22 protein-coding genes are annotated in these 21,447 nt (G+C 72.0%); 9 read left to right on the top strand and 13 right to left on the bottom strand.

Annotation, left to right across the window (positions count from 1 at the left end; all coding sequences use genetic code 11):
- Nucleotides 1-54 precede the first annotated feature (54 nt).
- Nucleotides 55-1,011, top strand: coding sequence for a ribonucleotide-diphosphate reductase subunit beta (locus HCJ93_RS20905; RefSeq protein WP_373563596.1), 957 nt, complete (start codon nt 55-57; stop codon nt 1,009-1,011).
- 101 nt (nt 1,012-1,112) lie between these two features.
- Here the strand turns inward: HCJ93_RS20905 and HCJ93_RS20900 are convergent, their stop codons facing one another.
- A complete protein-coding gene (locus tag HCJ93_RS20900; RefSeq protein WP_167997291.1) occupies nt 1,113-1,361 on the bottom strand; it encodes a hypothetical protein in 249 nt (82 codons plus the stop codon).
- A gap of 93 nt (nt 1,362-1,454) precedes the next feature.
- On the opposite strand from HCJ93_RS20900, the gene HCJ93_RS20895 reads away from it, so the two are divergent.
- Entirely contained in the window at nt 1,455-2,417 is a 963-nt protein-coding gene (locus HCJ93_RS20895; protein ID WP_167997290.1) for a GlxA family transcriptional regulator, read from the top strand.
- 45 nt (nt 2,418-2,462) lie between these two features.
- On the opposite strand, the gene HCJ93_RS20890 is transcribed toward HCJ93_RS20895, so the two are convergent.
- The 10 genes from HCJ93_RS20890 to HCJ93_RS20845 form a co-directional block, all read right to left on the bottom strand.
- Nucleotides 2,463-3,842 (bottom strand): bifunctional albaflavenone monooxygenase/terpene synthase, encoded by a 1,380-nt coding sequence (locus tag HCJ93_RS20890; RefSeq protein WP_167997289.1) that lies wholly within the window; start codon nt 3,840-3,842, stop codon nt 2,463-2,465.
- A complete protein-coding gene (gene cyc1, locus HCJ93_RS20885; protein WP_309141465.1) occupies nt 3,839-4,924 on the bottom strand; it encodes an epi-isozizaene synthase in 1,086 nt (361 codons plus the stop codon). The genes HCJ93_RS20890 and cyc1 overlap by 4 nt, the downstream gene beginning before the upstream one ends.
- 285 nt (nt 4,925-5,209) lie before the next feature.
- Nucleotides 5,210-5,860 (bottom strand): peptide deformylase, encoded by a 651-nt coding sequence (def, locus tag HCJ93_RS20880; RefSeq protein WP_167997288.1) that lies wholly within the window; start codon nt 5,858-5,860, stop codon nt 5,210-5,212.
- A gap of 137 nt (nt 5,861-5,997) precedes the next feature.
- Nucleotides 5,998-6,978 carry a tetratricopeptide repeat protein gene (locus HCJ93_RS20875; RefSeq protein WP_167997287.1) on the bottom strand — a complete coding sequence of 327 codons (981 nt, stop codon included), beginning with the start codon at nt 6,976-6,978 and terminating at the stop codon, nt 5,998-6,000.
- A gap of 180 nt (nt 6,979-7,158) precedes the next feature.
- A complete protein-coding gene (locus tag HCJ93_RS20870; RefSeq protein WP_309141464.1) occupies nt 7,159-8,403 on the bottom strand; it encodes an HD-GYP domain-containing protein in 1,245 nt (414 codons plus the stop codon).
- Entirely contained in the window at nt 8,400-9,758 is a 1,359-nt protein-coding gene (locus HCJ93_RS20865; protein ID WP_167997286.1) for an HD-GYP domain-containing protein, read from the bottom strand. Before HCJ93_RS20865 ends, HCJ93_RS20870 begins: the two co-directional genes overlap by 4 nt.
- A gap of 143 nt (nt 9,759-9,901) precedes the next feature.
- Complete coding sequence (rsrA, locus tag HCJ93_RS20860) at nt 9,902-10,213, bottom strand: mycothiol system anti-sigma-R factor (protein WP_167997285.1); 312 nt, start codon at nt 10,211-10,213, stop codon at nt 9,902-9,904.
- Complete coding sequence (gene sigR / locus HCJ93_RS20855) at nt 10,210-10,896, bottom strand: RNA polymerase sigma factor SigR (RefSeq protein ID WP_309141463.1); 687 nt, start codon at nt 10,894-10,896, stop codon at nt 10,210-10,212. The genes rsrA and sigR overlap by 4 nt, the downstream gene beginning before the upstream one ends.
- Before the next feature lie 413 nt (nt 10,897-11,309).
- Nucleotides 11,310-11,960: an alpha/beta hydrolase family protein gene (locus tag HCJ93_RS20850; RefSeq protein ID WP_309141462.1), complete on the bottom strand. Its 651-nt coding sequence runs from the start codon at nt 11,958-11,960 to the stop codon at nt 11,310-11,312.
- 1 nt (nt 11,961) lies between these two features.
- Nucleotides 11,962-12,777: an SOS response-associated peptidase gene (locus HCJ93_RS20845; RefSeq protein WP_167997283.1), complete on the bottom strand. Its 816-nt coding sequence runs from the start codon at nt 12,775-12,777 to the stop codon at nt 11,962-11,964.
- A 214-nt stretch (nt 12,778-12,991) separates the two neighbouring features.
- Between HCJ93_RS20845 and HCJ93_RS20840 the strand changes: the two genes are divergently transcribed.
- From HCJ93_RS20840 to HCJ93_RS20825, 4 genes are all read left to right on the top strand, one after another.
- Nucleotides 12,992-13,714 carry a M50 family metallopeptidase gene (locus tag HCJ93_RS20840; RefSeq protein WP_167997282.1) on the top strand — a complete coding sequence of 241 codons (723 nt, stop codon included), beginning with the start codon at nt 12,992-12,994 and terminating at the stop codon, nt 13,712-13,714.
- A gap of 279 nt (nt 13,715-13,993) precedes the next feature.
- Nucleotides 13,994-15,310 carry a 3-phosphoshikimate 1-carboxyvinyltransferase gene (aroA, locus tag HCJ93_RS20835; RefSeq protein WP_167997281.1) on the top strand — a complete coding sequence of 439 codons (1,317 nt, stop codon included), beginning with the start codon at nt 13,994-13,996 and terminating at the stop codon, nt 15,308-15,310.
- Between the two features lie 9 nt (nt 15,311-15,319).
- The gene (gene rsgA / locus HCJ93_RS20830) at nt 15,320-16,330 is read left to right on the top strand and encodes a ribosome small subunit-dependent GTPase A (protein WP_167997280.1); all 1,011 of its coding nucleotides are present in this window, start codon (nt 15,320-15,322) and stop codon (nt 16,328-16,330) included.
- Between the two features lie 229 nt (nt 16,331-16,559).
- On the top strand, nt 16,560-16,883 hold the full coding sequence (locus HCJ93_RS20825; protein ID WP_167997279.1) for a DMT family transporter: 324 nt from the start codon (nt 16,560-16,562) through the stop codon (nt 16,881-16,883).
- On the opposite strand, the gene HCJ93_RS20820 is transcribed toward HCJ93_RS20825, so the two are convergent.
- The gene (locus HCJ93_RS20820; RefSeq protein WP_167997278.1) at nt 16,840-17,706 is read right to left on the bottom strand and encodes a TetR/AcrR family transcriptional regulator; all 867 of its coding nucleotides are present in this window, start codon (nt 17,704-17,706) and stop codon (nt 16,840-16,842) included. The two genes, HCJ93_RS20825 and HCJ93_RS20820, sit on opposite strands and share 44 nt — an antisense overlap.
- Nucleotides 17,707-17,898: 192 nt before the next feature.
- Here HCJ93_RS20820 and hisN point away from each other — a divergent pair, with 192 nt between their 5' ends.
- Together hisN and HCJ93_RS20810 are read left to right on the top strand one after the other, a co-directional pair.
- Nucleotides 17,899-18,699, top strand: a complete 801-nt coding sequence (gene hisN, locus HCJ93_RS20815; protein ID WP_167997277.1) for a histidinol-phosphatase — start codon at nt 17,899-17,901, stop codon at nt 18,697-18,699.
- A gap of 171 nt (nt 18,700-18,870) precedes the next feature.
- Nucleotides 18,871-19,263 carry a CBS domain-containing protein gene (locus HCJ93_RS20810; protein ID WP_167997276.1) on the top strand — a complete coding sequence of 131 codons (393 nt, stop codon included), beginning with the start codon at nt 18,871-18,873 and terminating at the stop codon, nt 19,261-19,263.
- 85 nt (nt 19,264-19,348) lie between these two features.
- Here the strand turns inward: HCJ93_RS20810 and HCJ93_RS20805 are convergent, their stop codons facing one another.
- The gene (locus tag HCJ93_RS20805; protein ID WP_167997275.1) at nt 19,349-20,800 is read right to left on the bottom strand and encodes a catalase; all 1,452 of its coding nucleotides are present in this window, start codon (nt 20,798-20,800) and stop codon (nt 19,349-19,351) included.
- A 143-nt stretch (nt 20,801-20,943) separates the two neighbouring features.
- On the opposite strand from HCJ93_RS20805, the gene HCJ93_RS20800 reads away from it, so the two are divergent.
- Nucleotides 20,944-21,360 carry a Fur family transcriptional regulator gene (locus HCJ93_RS20800; protein ID WP_167997274.1) on the top strand — a complete coding sequence of 139 codons (417 nt, stop codon included), beginning with the start codon at nt 20,944-20,946 and terminating at the stop codon, nt 21,358-21,360.
- Nucleotides 21,361-21,447: the final 87 nt, after the last annotated feature.

Below are 21,447 nucleotides of genomic sequence, written 5' to 3'. Positions count from 1 at the left end.
ACCACCCGTCCCCAGAACCTGCTCGACCCCGGCTTCGAACTGACGCTGCGGCCGATGCGGTACCCCGACTTCTACGAGCGCTACCGGGACGCCATCAAGAACACCTGGACCGTGGAGGAGGTCGACCTCCACTCCGACGTGGCCGACCTCGCCAGGCTCAGCCCTGCCGAGCAGCATCTGATCGGCAGGCTGGTGGCGTTCTTCGCCACCGGCGACTCGATCGTGGCGAACAACCTGGTGCTGACGCTGTACAAGCACATCAACTCGCCCGAGGCGCGGCTGTATCTGAGCCGTCAGCTGTTCGAGGAGGCCGTCCACGTCCAGTTCTATCTGACGCTGCTCGACACCTATCTGCCCGACCCCGACGACCGGGCCGCCGCCTTCGCGGCCGTGGAGAACATCCCGTCGATCCGGGAGAAGGCCGAGTTCTGCTTCAAGTGGATGGACTCCGTGGAGGAGATCGACCGGCTGCGCACCCGGGCGGACCGCCGCCGCTTCCTGCTCAATCTGATCTGTTTCGCCGCCTGCATCGAGGGCCTGTTCTTCTACGGGGCCTTCGCCTACGTGTACTGGTTCCGCAGCCGGGGCCTGCTGCACGGGCTGGCGACCGGCACCAACTGGGTGTTCCGCGACGAGACGATGCACATGTCGTTCGCCTTCGACGTGGTCGACACCGTGCGCAAGGAGGAGCCGGAGCTGTTCGACGAGGAGCTGGGCCGGCAGGTGACCGACATGCTGCGCGAAGCGGTCGAGGCGGAGCTGCAGTTCGCCCGTGACCTGTGCGGCGACGGGCTGCCGGGGATGAACACCGAGTCGATGCGGCAGTACCTGGAGTGCGTCGCCGACCAGCGGCTGACCCGGCTGGGCTTCGCCCCCGTCTACGGCTCGGAGAACCCGTTCTCCTTCATGGAGCTGCAGGGGGTGCAGGAGCTGACCAACTTCTTCGAGCGGCGCCCGTCCGCGTACCAGGTCGCCGTGGAGGGCACGGTCGACCTGGACGAGGACTTCTAGCCGTCCTTCCGGGTCTTTGGGAGAGCGGTCCCGGTCTCCGCTGAGGCGGTCCCGGTCTCCGGGCGCGGTCCGGCCGGGGTCCGCTCGGGTGCCACCTCGCCTCACGCCGCTCGTGCGGTGTGCTGCGAGGTGGCACCGCGGCGCGACGGGTGGCCGGCGGAGGCCGGCGTGCGGCCGGCGGGGGCACGGGACGTGTCCCGTGTCGTGTCCCTGGCGGTCCCGGCCCGGCGGAGCTGACGGTCGATCCTCCGCTCGTGCGCGATGCCGATCGCGGCGGGGAGGACCATCAGGGCGAACAGGGCGAGAACGACGAGCATTCCGATCAGCGCTTCCACGTGTGCGGTATCCATGAACACCACTGTTGCGCCGGACACTCCTTACAAACAGTGGCAGGACTGTCGCACACCCTCGATTTACTGCCAATGACGCGGCACACTGGGCGCATGCTCCGCAACGTGGCGGCCGTCCTGCTGAACGGCGTGAACCCCTTCGAACTCGGTGTCGTCTGCGAGGTCTTCGGCATCGACCGCAGCGACGAGGGACTGCCGGTGTACGACTTCGCCGTGGCCTCGGCGGAGGGCCCCGTGCTGCGCTGCAACTCGGGCCTCACCCTCCAGGTGGAGCACGGTCTGGATCGGCTCGAGGAGGCCGACCTGGTCGCCGTGCCCGCCGGGTCCGGCTTCGAGAGCCGCCCCTTCCCGCCGGAACTGCTCGAGGCCCTGCGCCGGGCGGTGGACCGGGGTGCCCGGGTGCTCAGCGTCTGCTCCGGGGTCTTCGTGCTCGCCGCGGCCGGGCTGCTCGAGGGCCGCCGCTGCACCGTGCACTGGCGCCACGCCGAGACGCTGAGCAGGCAGTATCCGCATCTGACGGTGGAGCCGGACGTGCTCTACGTGGACGAGGACCCGGTGATCACCTCCGCGGGCACCGCCGCCGGGATCGACGCCTGCCTGCACCTGGTGCGCAAGGAGGAGGGCCCGGAGGTGGCCAACAAGATCGCCCGGCGCATGGTGGTGCCTCCGCACCGCGACGGCGGCCAGGCCCAGTACATCGAGCGCCCGCTGCCGCAGCACCGCGGGGACACGGTGGCCGAGGTGCTGGTGTGGATGGAGCGCAATCTCGACCAGGAGGTCACCGTCGAGCAGCTCGCCGCCCGCGCCCACATGTCGCCGCGCACCTTCGCCCGGCGCTTCCAGCAGGAGACCGGCACCACGCCCTACCGCTGGATCCTGCGCCAGCGGGTGCTGCTCGCCCAGCAGTTGCTCGAGCAGACCGACGAGACGGTGGACACGATCGCGGGCCGCACCGGCTTCGGCAACGCGGCGGCGCTGCGCCACCACTTCGTGCGCGCCGTGGGGACCACTCCGCAGGCCTACCGGCGCACGTTCAGGGGCACGGAGGCCGCCTGAACGCGCGCCGGTCGACCGGTCAGCGAGGCGCGCCGTGCCGGCCGGTCAGCGGGGCAGCGCCCGCAGCATCAGCCGCCTGGGCCGCAGCGTGATACCGATGCGGGGCCGGGTGTCCGAGCCGGGTGCGTGCTCGAACCGGTAGTTGGAGGCGATCGCCGCGGTGATGAGCGTCAGCTCGGCCATCGAGAAGTGGTCGCTGGGGCACTTGCGGTTGCCCACGCTGAAGGGGCTCATCGCGTACTTCGGCACCTCCTTGGACCGCTCGGGGAGCCAGCGGTCGGGGTCGAACTCCTTGTGCCGCCGGTACGACCGGTGGTCGCGCTGGATGGCGTACGGGCTGTAGATGAGGTCGGCCCCCTTGGGAATGCGGTATCCGCCGAGTTCCGTGTCGGCCACCGCCCGCCGGGTCAATATCCAGACGGCCGGATACAGGCGCAAGGTCTCGGTCACGACATTCGCGGTGTACGTCAGCTTTCGCACGTCCTCGAATGCGACCTGCCGGTCACCGACGACCGCTTTCACCTCGTCGCGGATCTTGTCCCCGATCTCCGGGCGTTCGGTGAGAACCAGGAGTAGCGACATGACTACGGATCCGACGGTTTCACTGCCGGGCGTGAGTATCGCGATGACCTGGTCGTGGATCTCCTGTTCCCCGATGGGCCGGCCATTCTCGTCCTTCGCCTCGAGCAAAGCCGTCAGCAAATCGTCCGGCTTTTGACCGCTTGCCCGGCGGTCGGCGACGATCTCGTCCACCAGGAGGTGCAGATCGGCCAGCGCGCGGTTGAATTCCCGGTTGGCCGGAAGCGGCACCTTATAAAGCGGGCCGAGCGGCACCACCATGCGCTGGTACATGCCGCTGAACAGAGTGGCGAGCGAGGCGCAGATGCGCTCCGCGCGGGCGTCCATGTAGCTGCCGCGCATCAGGCAGCGGGCGGCGACCCGCACCGCCACCCGGAAGGACTCCGCGGTGACGTCCAGGACCTGTCCCGAGCGCCAGCGCTCCACCAGCGCGTACGCCTCCTCCGCCATGATCGGTCCGTAGGCGGGTATCGCGTCGAGCCGGAAGGCGGGCTGGATGGTGCGCCGCTGGCGGCGGTGCAGCGGCCCGTTGGCGGTGGCCACTCCCTGCTTGCCGAGGAGGCTCTCCAGGGACTCCCACAGCGGGCCGGCGATGATGTAGTCGGGACTGAGGGCCACCGCTCCGGTGAGGGCGGGGGTGGTGACGGCGTACACCGTCTTGGGGCCCAGCTTGAGGCGGACGACGTCGCCGTGGTCGCGCAGCTGGGCCAGGAAGGCGAGCGGGTCGCGGACCAGCTTCCAGCCGTGGCCGAGGACGGGGACCGCGCCCCCGGCCACCGGCGGCTGCCGCAGTCCGTCGGCTGAGTGTGTCGCGGTTGCTTCGGGCCGCACCGACTCGACGGTCATGTGTCACCTGCCGCTTCGTTGTTGACGTACGGGGGCGTGGACCGGTCGTCCCAGCTGTCGACCATGTACCGACCGGACTCGTGGTGGAACCAGTAGACGGAGCTGAACCAATTGCGCATATTGCCGAGGCAGGACTGTACGGCGCCGCTGAGTTCCTTTCCTCCCACCGTCCCGTCGTCGAGGGAGTCGGCGAACCGTAATGCCTCGCTTTCCGCGGCCATGAATTCGGAGATGCAATTCTCGATGCGCCGCCGCATGTCGGCGATCGCCTCTTCCAGAGTCAGCCCCTCGTGCGTGATGAGACTGATTCCGAGATTGTGCACCTCATTGCCCGCGATCTCCTTCGGGAGCGAGCAGAGGTCGTTGTACCAGGCGGCGAATTCCTGGCTGAGCAGTGCCGCCCGGTGAAACGCCGGATTCTCCCGCACCTCGGCCGGGAGTTCACATCCCGCACTGGGCTCGAGCAGATCCGTCCAGATCCAGTGCGCAAAGGTGAGCCGGCGCAGCTGCAGGTACTCCTCGACGCCGGGGACCACTCCGCCGGTGCGGTTGTGGAACTCGCGGTCGTAGGCCTCGATCACCTCATGGAAGTGCCCGGCGAACCGGAGGTTCCAGCGGTCGGTCAGGAAAGAGTAGAGCCGCTGCACGCTGTCCGAGAAGCCCGCGACCAGTGGATCGCTGTGACCGAGGTGGTCGTCGGGGCTGTCGAGGGCGGTGTGCAGCTGGTCCTTCAGCCGCCGCCAGGCGGCGGGCCTGCCGTGCACGATGTCGCGGTCGTGCCGGTCGTCCCAGACGAAGAACCACGCACTGTAGTCGGCGATGGCCTGCAGGACCTCGTCGGCGGCTCCTATGTAGTAGCCCGCCATCAGGTCGGTGTAGCACAGTCCGTCGGCATATTCCGCCACCTTGTCCGCCGACATGAGCCGCTTTTCGAGCAGCCACGCCCGGGTCCGCTTCTGGAGCGTCGGCCAATACGGATGGAGTTGACGCGGAAACGCCCTCTCGATCAACGGGAGGGACAACGACGGTGGAACTGCGATGGCGCTCGGTGCGGATGTGGTGCCGTGTGACAAAGCATGCACGAACAATCCCCTCTCAGCGGCCAGTTGACACGCACCCGTCCCCCGTGCCGGGCGTGCGCCGGTGTCACGCATCCCCGCACAACCATTCAGCACCACAACTGACCGTTCTGGGAATGGATTTGCTTCTTTCACTACCCCCAGATGCCGAGATTCTCCCCATGTGTGTCTAATTCTGTATCAGGACACGACCCGCAGGGGATCGAACGTGTGACGAACATACGAACGGCGTCCCGCCGTGGCGGCCGGGGCCGCCGGCGGGACGCCGCAGGGTCAGGTTCGAGAAGATCAGTCGTTGGCCACGACGGGGTAGCGCGGCTCGTTCTCGGCCATCTGCCGCAGCGCCTCCTTGCGCTCCCGCTTCGACAGCCGGTCGATGTACAGGTAGCCGTAGAGGTGATCGGTCTCGTGCTGCAGACAGCGCGCGAAGTATCCGGTGCCGCGCACCTTGATCGGGTTGCCCCACTCGTCCTGCCCGGTCACCTCGGCGTAGTCCGGCCGGGCCAGCGGCGCGTAGGCGGTCGGCACGGACAGGCAGCCCTCGTTGCTGTCGTCGAGCCGGCGCTTCTCGGCGGGCAGTTCGACGAGCTTGGGATTGCAGACCACACCGACGTGGCGCACGCCCTCGTCGTCCGGGCAGTCGTAGACGAACACCTTCAGATCGACGCCGATCTGGTTGGCGGCCAGGCCCACCCCCTCGGCGGTGCGCTGGCTGGCGAACATGTCGTCCACCAGCTTGCGCAGCTCGTCGTCGAACTCGGTGACGTCCCGGCACTCCCTGTGCAGCACCGGGTTGCCCACGACCGTGATCGGACGGGAGGTGCCCCGCTCGCGGTAGGCGGCCTCACGCTCCTCGCAGTCCTCCGTGTCGATGACGTACCCCTCGTCGTCCACGGGGAGCACGCCCGCGCGCCGCTGTTCGGTGTCCTGCTGAGCCATGCCGACGTAAGCCTTCCTGCAAGCAAAAGGGGGTTGCACTGCTGATACAGGGTACGTGCAAGCGCCCCTGGAGGGGCGCGGCACCGCATCCGGTGCGCGAAGGGCGTCCGGTGCCCGGGAGCCCACGGCGGTCCCGGCTAGCAGACCTCCTCGAGGTCCCGCCAGTCCCGGGTGTCCGGGCTGTCCGCCACCCAGCCGTCCAGCAGCCCCCTGACCAGCGCGGCCGGCGCCGCCACCCCGCACTCGCGCTCCGGCACCCACAGCTGCCCGTCGGTCCGGTGCCCCAGCGGTCCGGGGTGGCCCGGCTCGCTGTGGTCGTGCGGGTCGAGGTGCTCGCCCTCGCCCTCGTCGGACGGCATCCGCGACTCCGAGCACATCCGGCACAGCAGCCGCACCGACGACGACCAGTCCTCCGCCGCGAACCCGGCGTCCGCGGCCAGCTGCTCCAGCGCGTCCCGGTCCGCCTCGCTGGCCGCCTCCAGCAGCACCACCCAGGTCGGCACGGGTGACGGCGCCCACAGCTCGATCTCGTCGAACACCGGGTAGGTGTGCCCGGCGGCCGTGCTGCGCTCGCCGTGCGGCACCCCGTCGTGCAGAACGACCTCGCCCCAGCGCCGCCCCGAGGACGGCAGCGGGATGGACAGGACCTCGATCCGGGCCGGATCGAGCCGCCGCCCCCACACCACCTCGGCCTCCCCCTCCGGGGAGAGCCGCACGGCCGCACTGCCCAGGTCCATGCCGAGCGGCTCACCGGAGTCGGTGGCGGCGCCGGGCACCTTCAGGCCGTAGGCCTGCCAGGCGCGGCGGGCCAGCGGCCAGTCCTGCAGGGCGGTCGCGGCGATGCCGACGTTCCACCAGTCGGGGGCCCCGGTGTCCCGGTCCAGCAGCGCCACCGCCCGCAGTCCCGCGGCCCGCGCCTGCTCCCAGTCGTGCCGGAACTTGTGCAGCAGCGCCAGGTTGAACCAGGACTCCGACAGCCAGGGCTCCAGATCGGCAGCACGTGTCAGCAGTGCGCCCGCGTCCTCGTAACGCCCGTCGCCGATGAGCGTGAACGCCCGGTCCGTCGCCTCCCGCCAGGAGGCGGAGGGCCGGTGCCGTCCCTTGCCGAAGATCCTCACGATTCCCGCCTGCCAGTTCCGTGCGGTGGGCCGGCTGATCCTTGCTCGCGCCCCCCGGACACCCTCTTGTTCGCATCCAACCACGTACGGCCGCAAGGGCGCTCATTACCCATGGGTTACCCAGCCCCGAGGCGGGTCAGACAGTTCTTCCCCCTGTCTCCCGCGTGGCTCCCGCCACGCTCAGCCCCTCTGTTCACGCATCACCTCCGGGTTCCTCGACAGCACACGGGCCAGCGACTCGACCACCTCCGGCGCGTACTCCCCGGCGGTGCCCAGCCGCAGTTCCTCCAGCGCGGTGAGGGGCCCGCCGGGGCCGCCTTCCCGGGACTTCTCCTCGTACGCGTTGACCGCGCGCACGATCCGGGCGGCCAGCAGCTGCTCCCGGTGGGGGTCGGCCTGCTGCTCGACGATCCGGGCGACCCGCGGGTCCACCCCGGTCTGCCGGACGACGGCGCCGCCGAGCAGGGCGATCCGCCGCTGCTCCGTCCGCGGCAGGCCGGCGGTGGCGCCGGCCGGGACCGGGTCGACGAGGCTGAGCTGGCCGATGTCGTGCATCAGGGCCGCGTACTCCAGCACGGTCAGCTCGGGCTCGGTCAGCCCGAGGTCGCGGCCGACCGCCTGGCTGAGCGCGGCGACCCGGCGGGCGTGCCCGGCCGGGGTGTACCCGGCGATCTCGGTGGCCCGGGCGAGGGAGGCGATGGTCTGCCGGTAGGTGGCGCGCACCGCGGCCACCCGCCGGTGCGCCAGCTGGGCGAGCAGCAGCGGCACCGAGAAGACCGGCAGCGCCCACAGGCCGACCACGGCGACCGCGAGCGCCATCACCGCCCCGGTCGCGATGACCGCGGCACCGATGCCGGGCACGGCACGCAGCTCGTCCCGCAGCACCGGCCCGAAGGGCCAGCCGTGCCGGGAGTGGGCCAGGGCGGCGGCGAGCACGGCGTCGCACAGCATGGTCAGCGACAGCAGCAGAAGCAGCAGCAGCGCGTAGGCGGGGCCGCCCCAGTCGTCGAACGTGCCCCGGTTGCGCGGCGGCTGGAAGCAGACGGCGACGAAGCCGACGGTGAGCACCCGGCGCGCCAGGTGGTCCAGGGTGGGCCCGTGCCCGCGCCCGACGTGCGGCACGCTGCCGAGCAGGGAGGCGGCGAGGACCACGGTGACGACCTGGGCGGCGCCGTGCGTGGTGGGGCGCCCGCCGATCTCGCCGAGCAGCCCGTAGGCGAGGGAGCCCGCGGCGGCCAGCGGCGCGGCCTGCCGGACGGGGGTGCGGCCGCGGCGGGTGAGCTCACCGACGGCGACCAGGATGCCGAAGGCGAGGGCGGCACCGCGGCTCTCCAGACCGTGCCACAGGGTGCTGCCCAGGCAGCCGCCGGCCACGGCGGCAGCCGCGCCGTGCACGGCGGTGTGCAGGGGCGGGCGGGGGATCACCTCCGGGCCCCGGACCGGTCGGCAGCCGGCGCGGCGGGCGGGGGCACCCGGGCCGGGGACTGGTCGGCGGTGACCGCGGGATGCCAGCCGACCCGCCCGATCACCCGGACCAGGGCGGCCACCATCCGCGGGTCGAAGTGCGCCCCGGCGCACCGCTGGAGCTCCTTCAGCGCCACGGGCACCGGGCGGGCCCGGCTGTAGGAGCGGGTGGAGGTCATGGCGTCGAAGGCGTCGGCGACGGCCACCACCCGCGCCGACTCCGGGATCTGACTGCCCGCGAGGCCGTAGGGGTAGCCGGTGCCGTCGAGGCGTTCGTGGTGGTGGAGCACTGCGGCGCGGGCCTCACCCAGGAAGGCGATGCCCCGCACCATCTCGTGCCCGTACTCGGGGTGCAGTTCGATGATCCGCCGCTCCTCGGGGGTGAGCGGGCCGTCCTTGGTGAGCAGCCGGGTGGGCACGCCGAGCTTGCCGACGTCGTGCAGGATGCCGGCGAAGCGCAGCACCTCGACCCGCTCGTCGTCCATGCCGAGTTCGCGGGCGATCATCATGGCGGCCTGCCCGACGCGTTCGCTGTGCCCGCGGGTGTAGCCGTCCTTGATGTCGACGGCCTGCACCAGGGCCCGGATGGTCGCCTGGTGGGCGGCGCGCTCCCGGTGGTACTGGGCGAAGGCCCACCAGGAGACCCCCATCGGCAGCAGCACCAGCAGCGCGGCCACCGGGCCGTAGGGGCTGCGCCACAGCAGCGCCATCATCAGGCCGGCCAGCCCGTGCACGGTGAGCGGCGCCAGGGAGCTCAGCAGCAGCCGCCACCAGGCGTCACCGCCGGTGCGGCCCGCGCGGCGCAGCGGACTGCCCGAGGTGAGGGCGAGAACGAGGCAGTCCAGCAGGGTCAGCACCAGGCTGAAGGCGACGACGGCGGCCCCTGCGGCGGCGAGTGCCGCGGGCACCTCGCAGCCGGCGACCGCCTCCCGTCCGCCGGCCGCCGTGTGGGTCTCGGCGGCGGCCCGGACGGCGAGCACCAGCTGGGCGGCGCGCCAGATCCGCCGCGGCAGCAGCGGGGGTTGCTCCACGGGGGCGAGCAGCGCCGCGGGCAGGGCGACCAGCGCGGCGGCGTGCGGCGGCAGCAGGAAGGCCCCGGCGAGCAGCACGGGATAGAGGGTGCCGGACGGGTTCGCCGCTCCGGGGCGGGCGGAGCGGACGAGCCACTCGCCGGCGGCGTAGAGCAGGGCGAGCAGTGCGGCGGCCTGCCACCACCAGGCCGGATCGTCCGGTGCCGGCAGCGGCAGCAGGCACAGCAGCGCGACCAGCGCCGCGCCCGTCACACAGATGCGGGCTCGTGCCGGTAACGCCTCCATGAGCCCCTCCCCGACCGTGCCGGCCGCTCTCGGCCTGCCGCCCGTCAGCCTCCGGAGCCTAGGGCGCGCCGGCACCCGGGCGGGCCGATAAGCCGGGGATTAGCACGTACGAGTGACGCGAGGGGTGCGGGGCTCCTCGGTGGTCAGGACTCCTGTGGTGTGGCCGGTGAGGCGGCGACGTCGTGGTCGGGCACCGTCTCGCCGGAGCGGATCAGCTCGATGCGGCTCATGACCTTCGACCGCAGGTCGCCCGGCACGTCGTCGTGCCCGCAGCACCGCTTGACGAGCTTCTTCACGGCCTGCTCCAGGCCGTACTTCTCCAGGCACGGTGAGCATTCCTCGAAGTGGTGCTCGAACTTCGCACAGTCGTCATCGGGCATCTCACGGTCGAGGAACTCGTAGAGATGATCGAGGATTTCGCTGCAATCCGTCTCGTGCGGCTCTCCGCAGCTCATGACCCCGAGCCTTTCGCTTCGTTCGACTCTCCGGCGCCGGCCGGGACCAGTCCGCGTTCGCGGGCGTAGTCCTCGAGCATGCCGCGCAGCTGGCGGCGGCCGCGGTGCAGCCGGGACATCACCGTACCGATGGGTGTCCCCATGATGTCGGCGATCTCCTTGTACGCAAAGCCCTCGACATCCGCCAGATAGACGGCGATGCGGAACTCCTCGGGGATCGCCTGGAGTGCGGCCTTCACGTCCGAGTCGGGCAGGTGGTCCAGCGCCTGCGACTCGGCCGAGCGCAGTCCGGTCGACATGTGCGACTCGGCGCGGGCGAGCTGCCAGTCCTCGATGTCCTCCGCGGCGCTGCGCTGCGGCTCGCGCTGCTTCTTGCGGTAGGAGTTGATGAAGGTGTTGGTGAGGATCCGGTACAGCCAGGCCTTGAGGTTGGTGCCCTCGCGGAACTGGTGGAACGACGCATACGCCTTGGCGTAGGTCTCCTGCACCAGGTCCTCCGCGTCGGCCGGGTTGCGCGTCATGCGCAGCGCCGCCGAGTACATCTGGTCGAGGAACTCGAGCGCGTCCCGTTCGAAGCGCATGTTGCGCTCGGCGGTCGACTCCGCGCCCGTGCCGCCCCGGCTCTCGGGCTGCTCCGCCTGGCCGTGATCGGTCCCTGCGTCGGTACCGGGAACCGGACCCACCTCCTCCAAGGTCGACGCGGGACCGAGACCGGCCCCACTCGAATCGGAGGATAGACGACGATCCGGTCCGCCCGCCGCCCGAATAGGAGCGGTCTTCGCCGCGTGCAGCACCGTCCAGTCCAGGTCGGCGCGGCTGGTGCGGCTCGGGCAGTGGACAGAACCCATGCGGCGGACTCCCTTGCTGTGACGGCGGTGCCGTCGGCCGGCACGTACGTCCCCTCCAACAGCGGGGGGCGGCCGGGCATTCCCCGGAGGGCGATGGCGGGACCGGGCGGGCACCGTCCGGGGGCGGCAGCCGGACCGGGGCGGGCACCGTCCGGGGGCGGCAGCGAGAGGCGGGCGGCGATGGTCCCCGGGGCCGGCGCCGGGCGGGCGTGCCCGGCGCCGGGCGGGCTGCCCCGCCCTCACCTCCCTCACTCCAGCGAGCCGGTCCACCTCACGACCGCGTCCGTGAGCCGGGCCATCGTCTCCTGCTCGGTGACGCCGGCCCGCTTGGGCACCGCGAAGCCGTGGTCGCCGTGCGGGATCTCCACCAGCTCGTAGGGGCCCTCGGGGAACTCCTCGGGGCGGCCGAACGGGTCGTTGCCGCCCTGCACCACGAGGGTGGGCACGCCGGCGCCGAGCAGTTCGTCGGCACGGGACTTCTCCGGCCGGCCCGGCGGGTGCAGCGGGAAGCTCAGCGCCAGCACGGCACGGGCCCCCAGCTCGCGGGCGGTGCGGCAGGCGACGCGGGCGCCCGCGCTGCGCCCGCCGGAGATCACCGGCAGGCCGGGCGCGGTGAGCGCGGGCCAGACGCCGCGCCAGCCGGTGTCCAGGGTCCTCGGGGCGGGGGCGACCTTCTTGCCGGCCACCCGCCAGGGCTGCTCGACCAGGGCCACGGTGACGCCGTGCGCGGGCAGCGTCCCGGCGAGCGCCACCAGGTCCCTGGCCTCGATGCCGCCGCCCGCGCCGTGGCTCACGGCGAGGACCAGGCGCGGCCCGGACCGGGCGGCGTGCCAGGTGACACGGGCCGGCCCGGCGTCGGTGTCGATGGTCTCGGTCGTCACATCGGAAGCGGTGGTCACATCAGAAGAGTGTGCCCTCCTCGGGGGCCGCCAGCTCCTTCAGGAGCTCCGGCCCGTTGTTGCGGACGTTGCTGACCGCCGTGCTCACCGGGTAGGCGCGCATCAGCCCCGGGGGCGGCGGGGCGAGCAGCTCGCGCAGCTCGCCCGGGTCGGTGCGGGACGGGTCGAGCCAGGCGTCCCAGCGGTCCGGGGTGAGCATCAGCGGCATCCGCGGGTGGATGTCGGCGAGCGACCGCGGCCCCTCGGCCGGGCCGACCGCGAGCGGGGTCCGCTCCGCCTCGGTGGTGATCACGGAGCAGGTCACCCACCAGGCCCCCGGGTGGTCGTCCGGCAGGGTGCGGTCCCGCCAGAACTCGTAGAGGCCGGCCATCGCGAACACCGAGCCGTCGGCGGGGGTGACGAAGTACGGCTGCTTGCGGGGCCGCTTCCGCTTGCCCTCCACCTCCAGCTCCCGCTCCTGGGTACCGGTGACCCACTCGTAGTAGCCGTCGGCGGGCAGGATGCAGCGGCGGGCGGCGAAGGCGCGGCGGTAGGACGGCTTCTCGTGGACCGTCTCGGCGCGGGCGTTGATCATGCGTGCGCCGCCCTCGGGCGTCTTCGCCCAGGACGGGACGAGCCCCCACTTGAGTCTGCGCAGCTGCCGCACCGGGCGCGGGTCGGGGTCGTCCTTGAGCGGACGGTCCAGGACCGCGTAGACCTCCTTGGTGGGGGCCACGTTGTAGTCGGGCTCCAGGGACTCCTGCGGCTCCCACTTCTCTATCTCGAAGATGCCCGCGAGATCCTCGGGCCTGCGGCTCGCCGCGTACCGTCCGCACATGTCCGACGCCCTCCCACCGTCTTCAAATCCCCCACACCTTACGAGGCGGCACCGACAACGGACCGGTCCCCGGCCCGCGGCGGTGCCGTGACCTGCGGGTTCCCCGCCGGGAACGGGCCCTGGCGCACAGGCGTCTCAGGTACCGTCCGCACAGACGTGCCACACTGCCAGACTCCGCCCGCACGCAGGGAGCCACCGGGATCACATGGAACGCATGGTCAGCACCGCATCCGCCTCGCTCGCCTCGCTGTGGGACGAGGTCTCCGGCACCCAGCCGGAGCCCGATCAGTGGGTGGTGGTGGCCACGCTGGTCGCCGCCCTCGCCGTGGTCGTCTGGCATCCGTCGTGGCGGCTGTCCCGCAACGCGATCACCATCGCCCACGAGGGCGGGCACGGCCTGGTGGCGCTGCTCACCGGTCGCACGCTCACGGGGATACGCCTGCACTCGGACACCAGCGGCCTGACCGTCAGCCGCGGCAAGCCCTACGGCATCGGCATGATCCTCACCGCGGCGGCCGGCTACACCGCTCCCCCGCTGCTCGGCCTCGGCGGCGCGGCGCTGCTGGGCGCGGGCCGGATCACCCTGCTGCTGTGGGTGGCGACCGCGCTCCTCCTCGCGATGCTGGTGATGATCCGCAACGCCTACGGGGCCGTGACGGTGCTGCTCACGGGGGGGACCTTCCTGGCGGTCTCCTGGCTGACCGGGCCGCAGGTGCAGGCGGCGTTCGCCTATGCGGTGGTGTGGTTCCTGCTGATCGGCGGGGTGCGTCCGGCGTTCGAGCTCCAGGCGAAGCGGGCCAGGGGCGGGGCCGGGGACTCGGACGCCGACCAGCTCTCCCGGCTGACGCACGTACCGGCGGCGATGTGGTTCTTCCTGTTCCACGCGGTGTCCGTGTGTTCGCTGCTGGGCGGAGGGCGCTGGCTGCTGGGGCTGTGAACGCCCGGTCCGGGGCGCACGGGGCGAACGAGCCGTCCGAGAGCCCGCACGCCGAACGAGCCGTCCGAGAGCCCGCACGCCGAACGAGCCGTCCGAGAGCCCGCACGCCGAACGAGCCGTCCGAGGGCGCGCACGCCGGACGAGCCGCCAGGAGGCCGTGCACCCCCGAACGTGCCTCTCCGGGGGGCGCGCGCAGGCCGCGCTGCCGCTCCGCCGCCCGGGCGCACCCCGCCCCCATGGCGCCGCACCGGCCCGGCGGCCTCCTTATAAAGTGGCCCCATGGCCCCGAACCCCGCACACACCGCCCTCTGGCCCGCCCCGCACGCGAGCGGAGCCGTCGATGCGACGGTCCACGTGCCCGGGTCCAAGTCGGTCACCAACCGCGCCCTGGTGCTGGCCGCCCTGGCCTCCGAGCCGGGCTGGCTGCGCCGCCCCCTGCGCTCCCGCGACACGCTGCTGATGGCCGGCGGGCTGCGCGCCATGGGTGTGGAGATCGAGGAGGGCGTGGGGCCGGACGGCACCGGTGAGGCCTGGCGGGTGCTGCCCACGGGGCTGCGCGGCCCGGCCACCGTCGACGTCGGCAACGCCGGCACCGTGATGCGGTTCCTGCCGCCCGTCGCCACGCTCGCCGACGGTCCCGTCCGCTTCGACGGCGACCCGCGTTCGCACGAGCGCCCCCTGAACGGCGTCATCGACGCGCTGCGCGCGCTCGGGGCCCGGATCGACGACGACGGGCGGGGCGCGCTGCCGATGACCGTGCACGGCGGGGGCGCCCTGGACGGCGGCACCGTCGAGGTCGACGCCTCCTCGTCCTCCCAGTTCGTCAGCGCGCTGCTGCTGTCCGCGCCGCGCTTCAACCAGGGCGTGGAGGTCCGGCACACCGGCGAGACGCTGCCGTCGATGCCGCACATCCGGATGACCGTCGACATGCTGCGGGCCGTGGGCGCCCAGGTCGACACGCCCGAGTCCGGCGGGGAGCCGAACGTCTGGCGGGTCACCCCGGGCGCGCTGCTCGGCCGGGACCTGACCATCGAGCCGGACCTGTCCAACGCCCAGCCGTTCCTGGCGGCGGCGCTGGTGACCGGCGGCCGGGTGGTGATCCCGGACTGGCCGGAGCGCACCACCCAGCCGGGTGACCGGCTGCGGGAGATCTTCACCGAGATGGGCGGTTCCTGCGAACTGACCGACGCGGGGCTGGTGTTCACCGGCTCCGGGAGGATCCACGGCATCGACGTGGACCTGGGCGAGGTGGGCGAGCTGACGCCGGGCGTGGCCGCGGTGGCGGCGCTCGCGGACTCGCCGTCCACCCTGCGGGGCGTGGCCCATCTGCGGCTGCACGAGACGGACCGGCTGGCCGCGCTCACCAAGGAGATCAACGAGCTCGGCGGCGATGTCACCGAGACCGCCGACGGCCTGCACATCCGCCCGCGCCGGCTGCACGGCGGGGTCTTCCACACCTACGAGGACCACCGCATGGCCACCGCCGGTGCGATCATCGGGCTCGCGGTGGAGGGTGTGCAGATCGAGAACGTGGCGACCACGGCGAAGACCCTGCCGGACTTCCCCGAACTGTGGACCGGGATGCTCGGGGCGTAGGGGTTCACCATGCGCCGCTACGGCAGGCACACCGACGAGGACGACATCCGCTCCCGCCCCAGCCGCAGGGGCAACCGGCCGCGCACCCACATCCGCCCCAAGCACGAGGACGCCGCGGAGGGCATGGTCCTCACCGTCGACCGAGGGCGGCTGACGTGTCTGGTCGAGGACCGCGTCGTGGTGGCGATGAAGGCCCGTGAACTGGGCCGCAAGGCCGCGGTGGTCGGCGACCGGGTGGCCCTGGTGGGCGATCTGTCCGGCAAGAAGGACACCCTCGCGCGGATCGTGCGCATCGAGGAGCGCAGGACGGTGCTGCGGCGCACCGCCGACGACGACGATCCCTACGAGCGGGTCGTGGTCGCCAACGCCGACCAGCTGGCCATCGTCACCGCGCTCGCCGATCCGGAGCCGCGCCCCCGGCTGATCGACCGCTGTCTGGTCGCGGCGTTCGACGGCGGGCTCGACCCGCTGCTGGTGATGACCAAGTCGGACCTGGCACCGGCCGGCAAGCTGCTGGAGCTCTACGGGGATCTCGACATCCCCTACGTGGTGACCAACCGTGAGGAGCTGGAGAGCGGGGAGGCCGCGGACCGGGTGCGCGAGCATCTCGAGGGCCGTGTCACCGCGTTCGTCGGGCACTCGGGCGTCGGCAAGACGACGCTGGTGAACGCGCTGGTGCCGGAGGACAGACGGCGCACGACCGGGCAGGTCAACGCGGTGACCGGCCGGGGGCGGCACACCACGACGTCCGCGCTGGCGCTGCCGCTCGCCGGAGCGGAGGGCTGGGTCATCGACACGCCGGGCGTGCGCTCGTTCGGCCTGGCGCACGTCGATCCCTCGCGGGTCATCCAAGCGTTCCCGGACCTGGAGCCGGGCACCGAGGGCTGCCCGCGGGCGTGCAGTCACGACGAGCCGGACTGCGCCCTGGACGCCTGGGTGGAGGAGGGGCACGCGGATCCGGCGCGGCTCTACTCGCTGCGGCGGCTGCTGTCGACGCGGGAGCGGACGGAAGGCGACTGAGCCGGCGGCTGGCTGACGCCTCGTCGGACCCCGCCGGAGGAGGCGGCCGGGATCGGTGTGCCCGAAGGGGCGGCGGGTGCCGGACATGCGGGCCGCGTCCGGCACGGGAAGGCCGGCCGGGCTCCGCGTTGTTTGTCCTGACGTGCGACTGGTAAGTGCATAATCGCACCGAGCCGGAGTTCGTGCCCGTGACGGGCGGTGCCCGCGCGGGCGTACGGGAGGACGACACATGGCGTGGCTGCTGGTCATCGTGGCCGGATTGCTCGAGACCGGTTTCGCCGTGTGTCTGAAGCTCTCCCACGGTTTCACCCGCCTGTGGCCGACCATCGCCTTCTGCGTGTTCGCGCTGGGCAGCTTCGGCCTGCTGACCCTGGCGCTGAAGCGGCTGGACGTGGGTCCGGCGTACGCGGTGTGGACGGGCATCGGGGCCGCGGGGACGGCCATCTACGGGATGGTCTTCCTCGGCGACCTGGTGTCCGTGCTGAAGATCGTGTCCATCTCGCTGGTGATCATCGGGGTGATCGGGCTGCAGCTGTCCGGCTCGGCCCACTGAGGAGCGAGTGCAGCGCGTCGCGCACCAGGTCGGCGACGCTGCCCTCGGCCGGCGGCGCGGCGATGCAGGAGAGCGCGATGCGGATGGTGAGTTCGCAGGCGCGGGCGAGCTCGGCGGGGTCGTACCCCTCGGAGCCGGCGCCGGCGCGCGGACCGGCCAGGGCGCTCACGGCCCGGTCACGGACCAGGGCGACGAAGTCGGTGGGGGACGGCAGGGGGCCGTCGGCGCGGCGCTGCGCGGGGACGGCGGAGCTGGACGGCACCCGGGTGAGGGACGGGGACGGCAGACGCTCGCTCCAGCAGCCGGTGAGCATGGCGCGGACCAGGGCGTTGCTGCGGGCGGTCTCGGTGGTCCACTCGGCGGCGGCGGTGAGCCGGTCGCGGGGGTCGGCCGGGCCGGGAGGACTCAGCGAGGCCGTGGGGCCGGTGAGACCCGTGGCTCCGGCGAGGTACGGGGACCCGGCGGGGTGCGGGGACCCGGCGGGGTGCGGGGACCCGGCGGGGGTGGTGCCTCCCGAGAGGGCCGGTCCTCCGGTGCGGCCCGGACCGGTGGGGCCCGTGCCACCGGTGAGCGTGGCCGTCGTGGTGAGGCCGCCCGGTGGCGCGGTGCCGGACAGGGCGCGGTCGACGCCGGCGAGGTAGGCGTCGGCCTCCCGGCGGACCAGGGCGCGGGCGAGGCCCTCCTTGCTGCCGAACTCGTTGTAGAGGGTCTGCCGGGAGACTCCGGCCGAGGCGGCCACGTCCACCATCCGTACGGCCGACCACGGCCGGCGTGCCAGGGCGGTGTAGGCGGCGTCCAGCAGGGATTCCCGCGCTGCAGGCATCTTCGCCTCCCTCGGGGCGAGCTCACGACCCTGCGGTTCAGAGTTGACGGGGTGGTAGGCACTGTCAAGGGTGCGCGCGGCCACCGGAGGGGGCGCGCACGGCGGGCCTGCCCGCGCCGCCGGGAGGATCCGGACGCCCCCGCCCCGAGCCCCCTGTAGCCCCGGCGCCACCTCGGCAGATACGGTCGTCACATGCCCGACTACCTCGATGACCTGCGTCTCGCCCACGTCCTCGCGGACGCCGCCGACGCCGCGACGATGGAACGGTTCAAGGCCCTCGACCTCAAGGTGGAGACCAAGCCGGACATGACGCCGGTGAGCGAAGCGGACAAGGCCGCGGAGGAACTCGTCCGCGGTCATCTGGCCCGCGCCCGCCCCCGGGACGCGGTGCTCGGCGAGGAGTACGGGGTCGAGGGGACGGGTCCGCGGCGCTGGGTCGTCGACCCGATCGACGGAACGAAGAACTATGTGCGCGGGGTTCCGGTGTGGGCCACGCTCATCGCGCTGATGGAGGCCGGTGAGGGCGGCTACCAGCCGGTCGTCGGCGTGGTCTCGGCCCCTGCGCTGGGCCGCCGCTGGTGGGCGGCGAAGGACCACGGCGCCTTCAGCGGCCGCAGCCTCACCTCCGCCTCCAAGCTGCAGGTCTCCCGGGTCTCGAAGCTGGCGGACGCCTCGTTCGCCTACTCCTCGCTCAGCGGCTGGGAGGAGCAGGGCCGGCTCGACGGCTTCCTCGACCTGACCCGCGAGGTGTGGCGGACCCGGGCCTACGGGGACTTCTGGCCGTACATGATGGTCGCCGAGGGCTCGGTCGACATGTGCGCGGAGCCGGAGCTGTCGCTGTGGGACATGGCCGCCAACGCGATCATCGTGACCGAGGCCGGGGGCATGTTCACGGGTCTGGACGGCCGGCCCGGACCGCACAGCGGCAACGCGGCGGCCTCCAACGGGCTGCTCCACGACGAGTTGCTGGGGTATCTGAACCAGCGCTACTGAGAGGCACGAGGTGAGCGTGCGCGCTCTCTTGGGCCGCGCGCGCCCTCTTGTTGCCCCCTGCTTTGCCTGCCACTCTGAGAGTCCCCCCACTTGTGAATTTGTGAAACCGTGAACAAGCGGATCCGGCGTCCGCGACACCGCACGGTTTCCGGTAGGAGGTGGCTCCATCCCATGCTCGTCCGTGACGCCATGAGCACGGTGGTCCTCACCATCGGCCCCGACCACACCCTCCGCCAGGCCGCCGCCCTGATGTCCGCCCGCCGTGTGGGCGCCGCCGTGGTCCTCGACCCCGACGGCATCGGCATCGGCATCCTCACCGAACGCGACGTGCTGAACTCCGTGGGTCTGGGCCAGGACCCGGACACGGAGCGCGTCCACGCCCACACCACCACCGACGTCGTCTTCGCCGCACCGGCCTGGACTCTGGAGGAGGCCGCGGGGGCCATGGCCCACGGCGGTTTCCGGCATCTGATCGTCTGCGACAACGGGGAGCCCGTCGGCATCGTCTCGGTGCGCGACATCATCAAGTGCTGGGCCCCGGCGCGCCAGCAAGTCCCCGCCTGACGGCGGTCCACCCATGCGAACGGGCCGGGACTCCCGCTCCCGGGGAGTCCCGACCCGCCTTCGCCCGGCGCGGGCCTGCGCCGGGTCAGCCGCGCAGGGCCTGCACCGCGACCTGAAGCCGCTTGCCGAAGTCCTCGTCCGCCCGGCGGAAGTTGCCGATCGCCCGTTCGGCGATCTCGTCCCGGGTGACGCCCGAGATGGCCTTCGCCAGGTTGGCCACCAGGCGCTCCTTCTCCTCTTCCGACATCAGCCGGTAGAGGTTGCCGGCCTGCACGAAGTCGTCGTCCTCGGCGTGGACGGGGGTGACCGTCTCACCGGTGACACCCGTGACCGGGACCGGCTGCCACAGCGGACGGCCGGTCTGGGCGGGGCCGCCGAAGCTGTTCGGCTCGTAGTTCTTCGCGCCCTTGTGGCGGCCGTCGTAGAGGTGGCCGTCACGGGAGTGGGTGCGCGCCTCGGTGGCGCGCGGGCGGTTCACCGGCAGGTGGTCGGCGTTGATGCCGACGCGGTAGCGGTGGGCGTCGCCGTAGGCGAACAGGCGGCCCTGGAGCATCTTGTCCGGGGACGGGCCGATGCCCGGCACGAAGTGGGCGGGGCTGAAGACCGACTGCTCGACCTCGGCGAAGATGTTCTCCGGGTTGCGGTTGAGCTCGAGCTTGCCGAACTCGATCAGCGGGTAGTCCGCGTGCGGCCAGACCTTGGTCAGGTCGAACGGGTTGAAGCGGTAGGTCGCCGCGTCCGCCGCCGGCATGATCTGGACGTAGGCCGTCCAGGACGGGTGGTCGCCGCGCTCGATGGACTCGCGCAGGTCCCGCTGGTGGGAGTCCGGGTCCTTGCCGGCCAGGATCTCCGCCTCCTCGGCGGTGAGGTTCTTGATCCCCTGGTCGGTCTTGAAGTGGTACTTGACCCAGAAGACCTCGCCCTCCTCGTTGTTCCACTGGAAGGTGTGCGAGCCGAAGCCGTCCATGTGGCGGTAGGAGGCGGGGATGCCGCGGTCACCGAAGAGCCAGGTCACCTGGTGCGTGGACTCCGGCGACAGCCCCCAGAAGTCGAAGACGTTGTCCGCCTCCTGCGAGCCGGTGTACGGGTCGCGCTTCTGGGTGTGGATGAAGTCCGGGAACTTGATCGCGTCCCGGATGAAGAACACCGGGGTGTTGTTGCCGACAAGGTCGTAGTTGCCCTCCTCGGTGTAGAACTTCACCGCGAAACCGCGCGGGTCGCGCACGGCGTCCGGCGCGCCCAGGTTGCCTGCCACGGTCGAGAAGCGCACGAAGACCTCGGTCTGCTTGCCGACCTCGGAGAGGAACTTGGCCCGCGTGTACGGGGTGACGTCGGCGGTGACGGTGAACGTGCCGTAGGCGCCGGCGCCGCGGGCGTGCACCACCCGCTCCGGGATGCGCTCCCGGTTGAAGTGGGCCAGCTTCTCCAGCAGCAGCTGGTCCTGCACGAGCACCGGGCCGCCCACGCCCGCGGTCTCGCTGTTCTGGTTGTCGGCGACCGGGGCCCCGGCCTCCGTGGTGAGCGGTCCCTGTGTCACGTGCGCCTCCTGCGTCACTCTCGACCAATCCTGTCCCTTGGCTAAAGACAGGCTCGATCCTACGATAGACATCGTCTAAGTCAAACATTGCTCCAAGTTCACACATGTTCGGGACCTGGTCCCCCTGCTGTTAAGGTGGTCTCATGAGTGACCTTCTGGAACGGCTCCGCGGACGTGGATGGCGGATGACCGCACAGCGCCGTGTCGTGGCCGAGGTCCTCGACGGCGAACACGTCCACCTGACGGCCGACGAGGTGCACGCACGAGCTGTCGCCAAGCTGCCCGAGATCTCCCGGGCGACCGTCTACAACACCCTGGGCGAACTGGTCTCGCTCGGCGAGGTGCTGGAGGTCGCCACCGACAAGCGGGCCAAGCGCTACGACCCCAACGCGCACCGGCCGCACCACCACCTGGTGTGCGCGCGGTGCGGCGCCATCCGGGACGTCCACCCGACGGGCAATCCGCTGGCCGACCTCCCCGACTCGGAGCGCTACGGCTTCACCGTCTCGGACGTCGAGGTGACGTACCGCGGCCTCTGCCCCAACTGCGCGGCGGCGTAGGGCACCCAGACATGACCGAGAGCCCCGGCACCAGCGGTGCCGGGGCTCTCGGGGCCTGCATTCGTGTGACGACCGGAGCGCCCGAGG

The organism is Streptomyces composti (genome assembly GCF_012034205.1).
In the GTDB taxonomy this organism is placed as follows: domain Bacteria; phylum Actinomycetota; class Actinomycetes; order Streptomycetales; family Streptomycetaceae; genus Streptomyces; species Streptomyces composti.
This window is presented reverse-complemented; position numbering and strand designations above follow the sequence as displayed.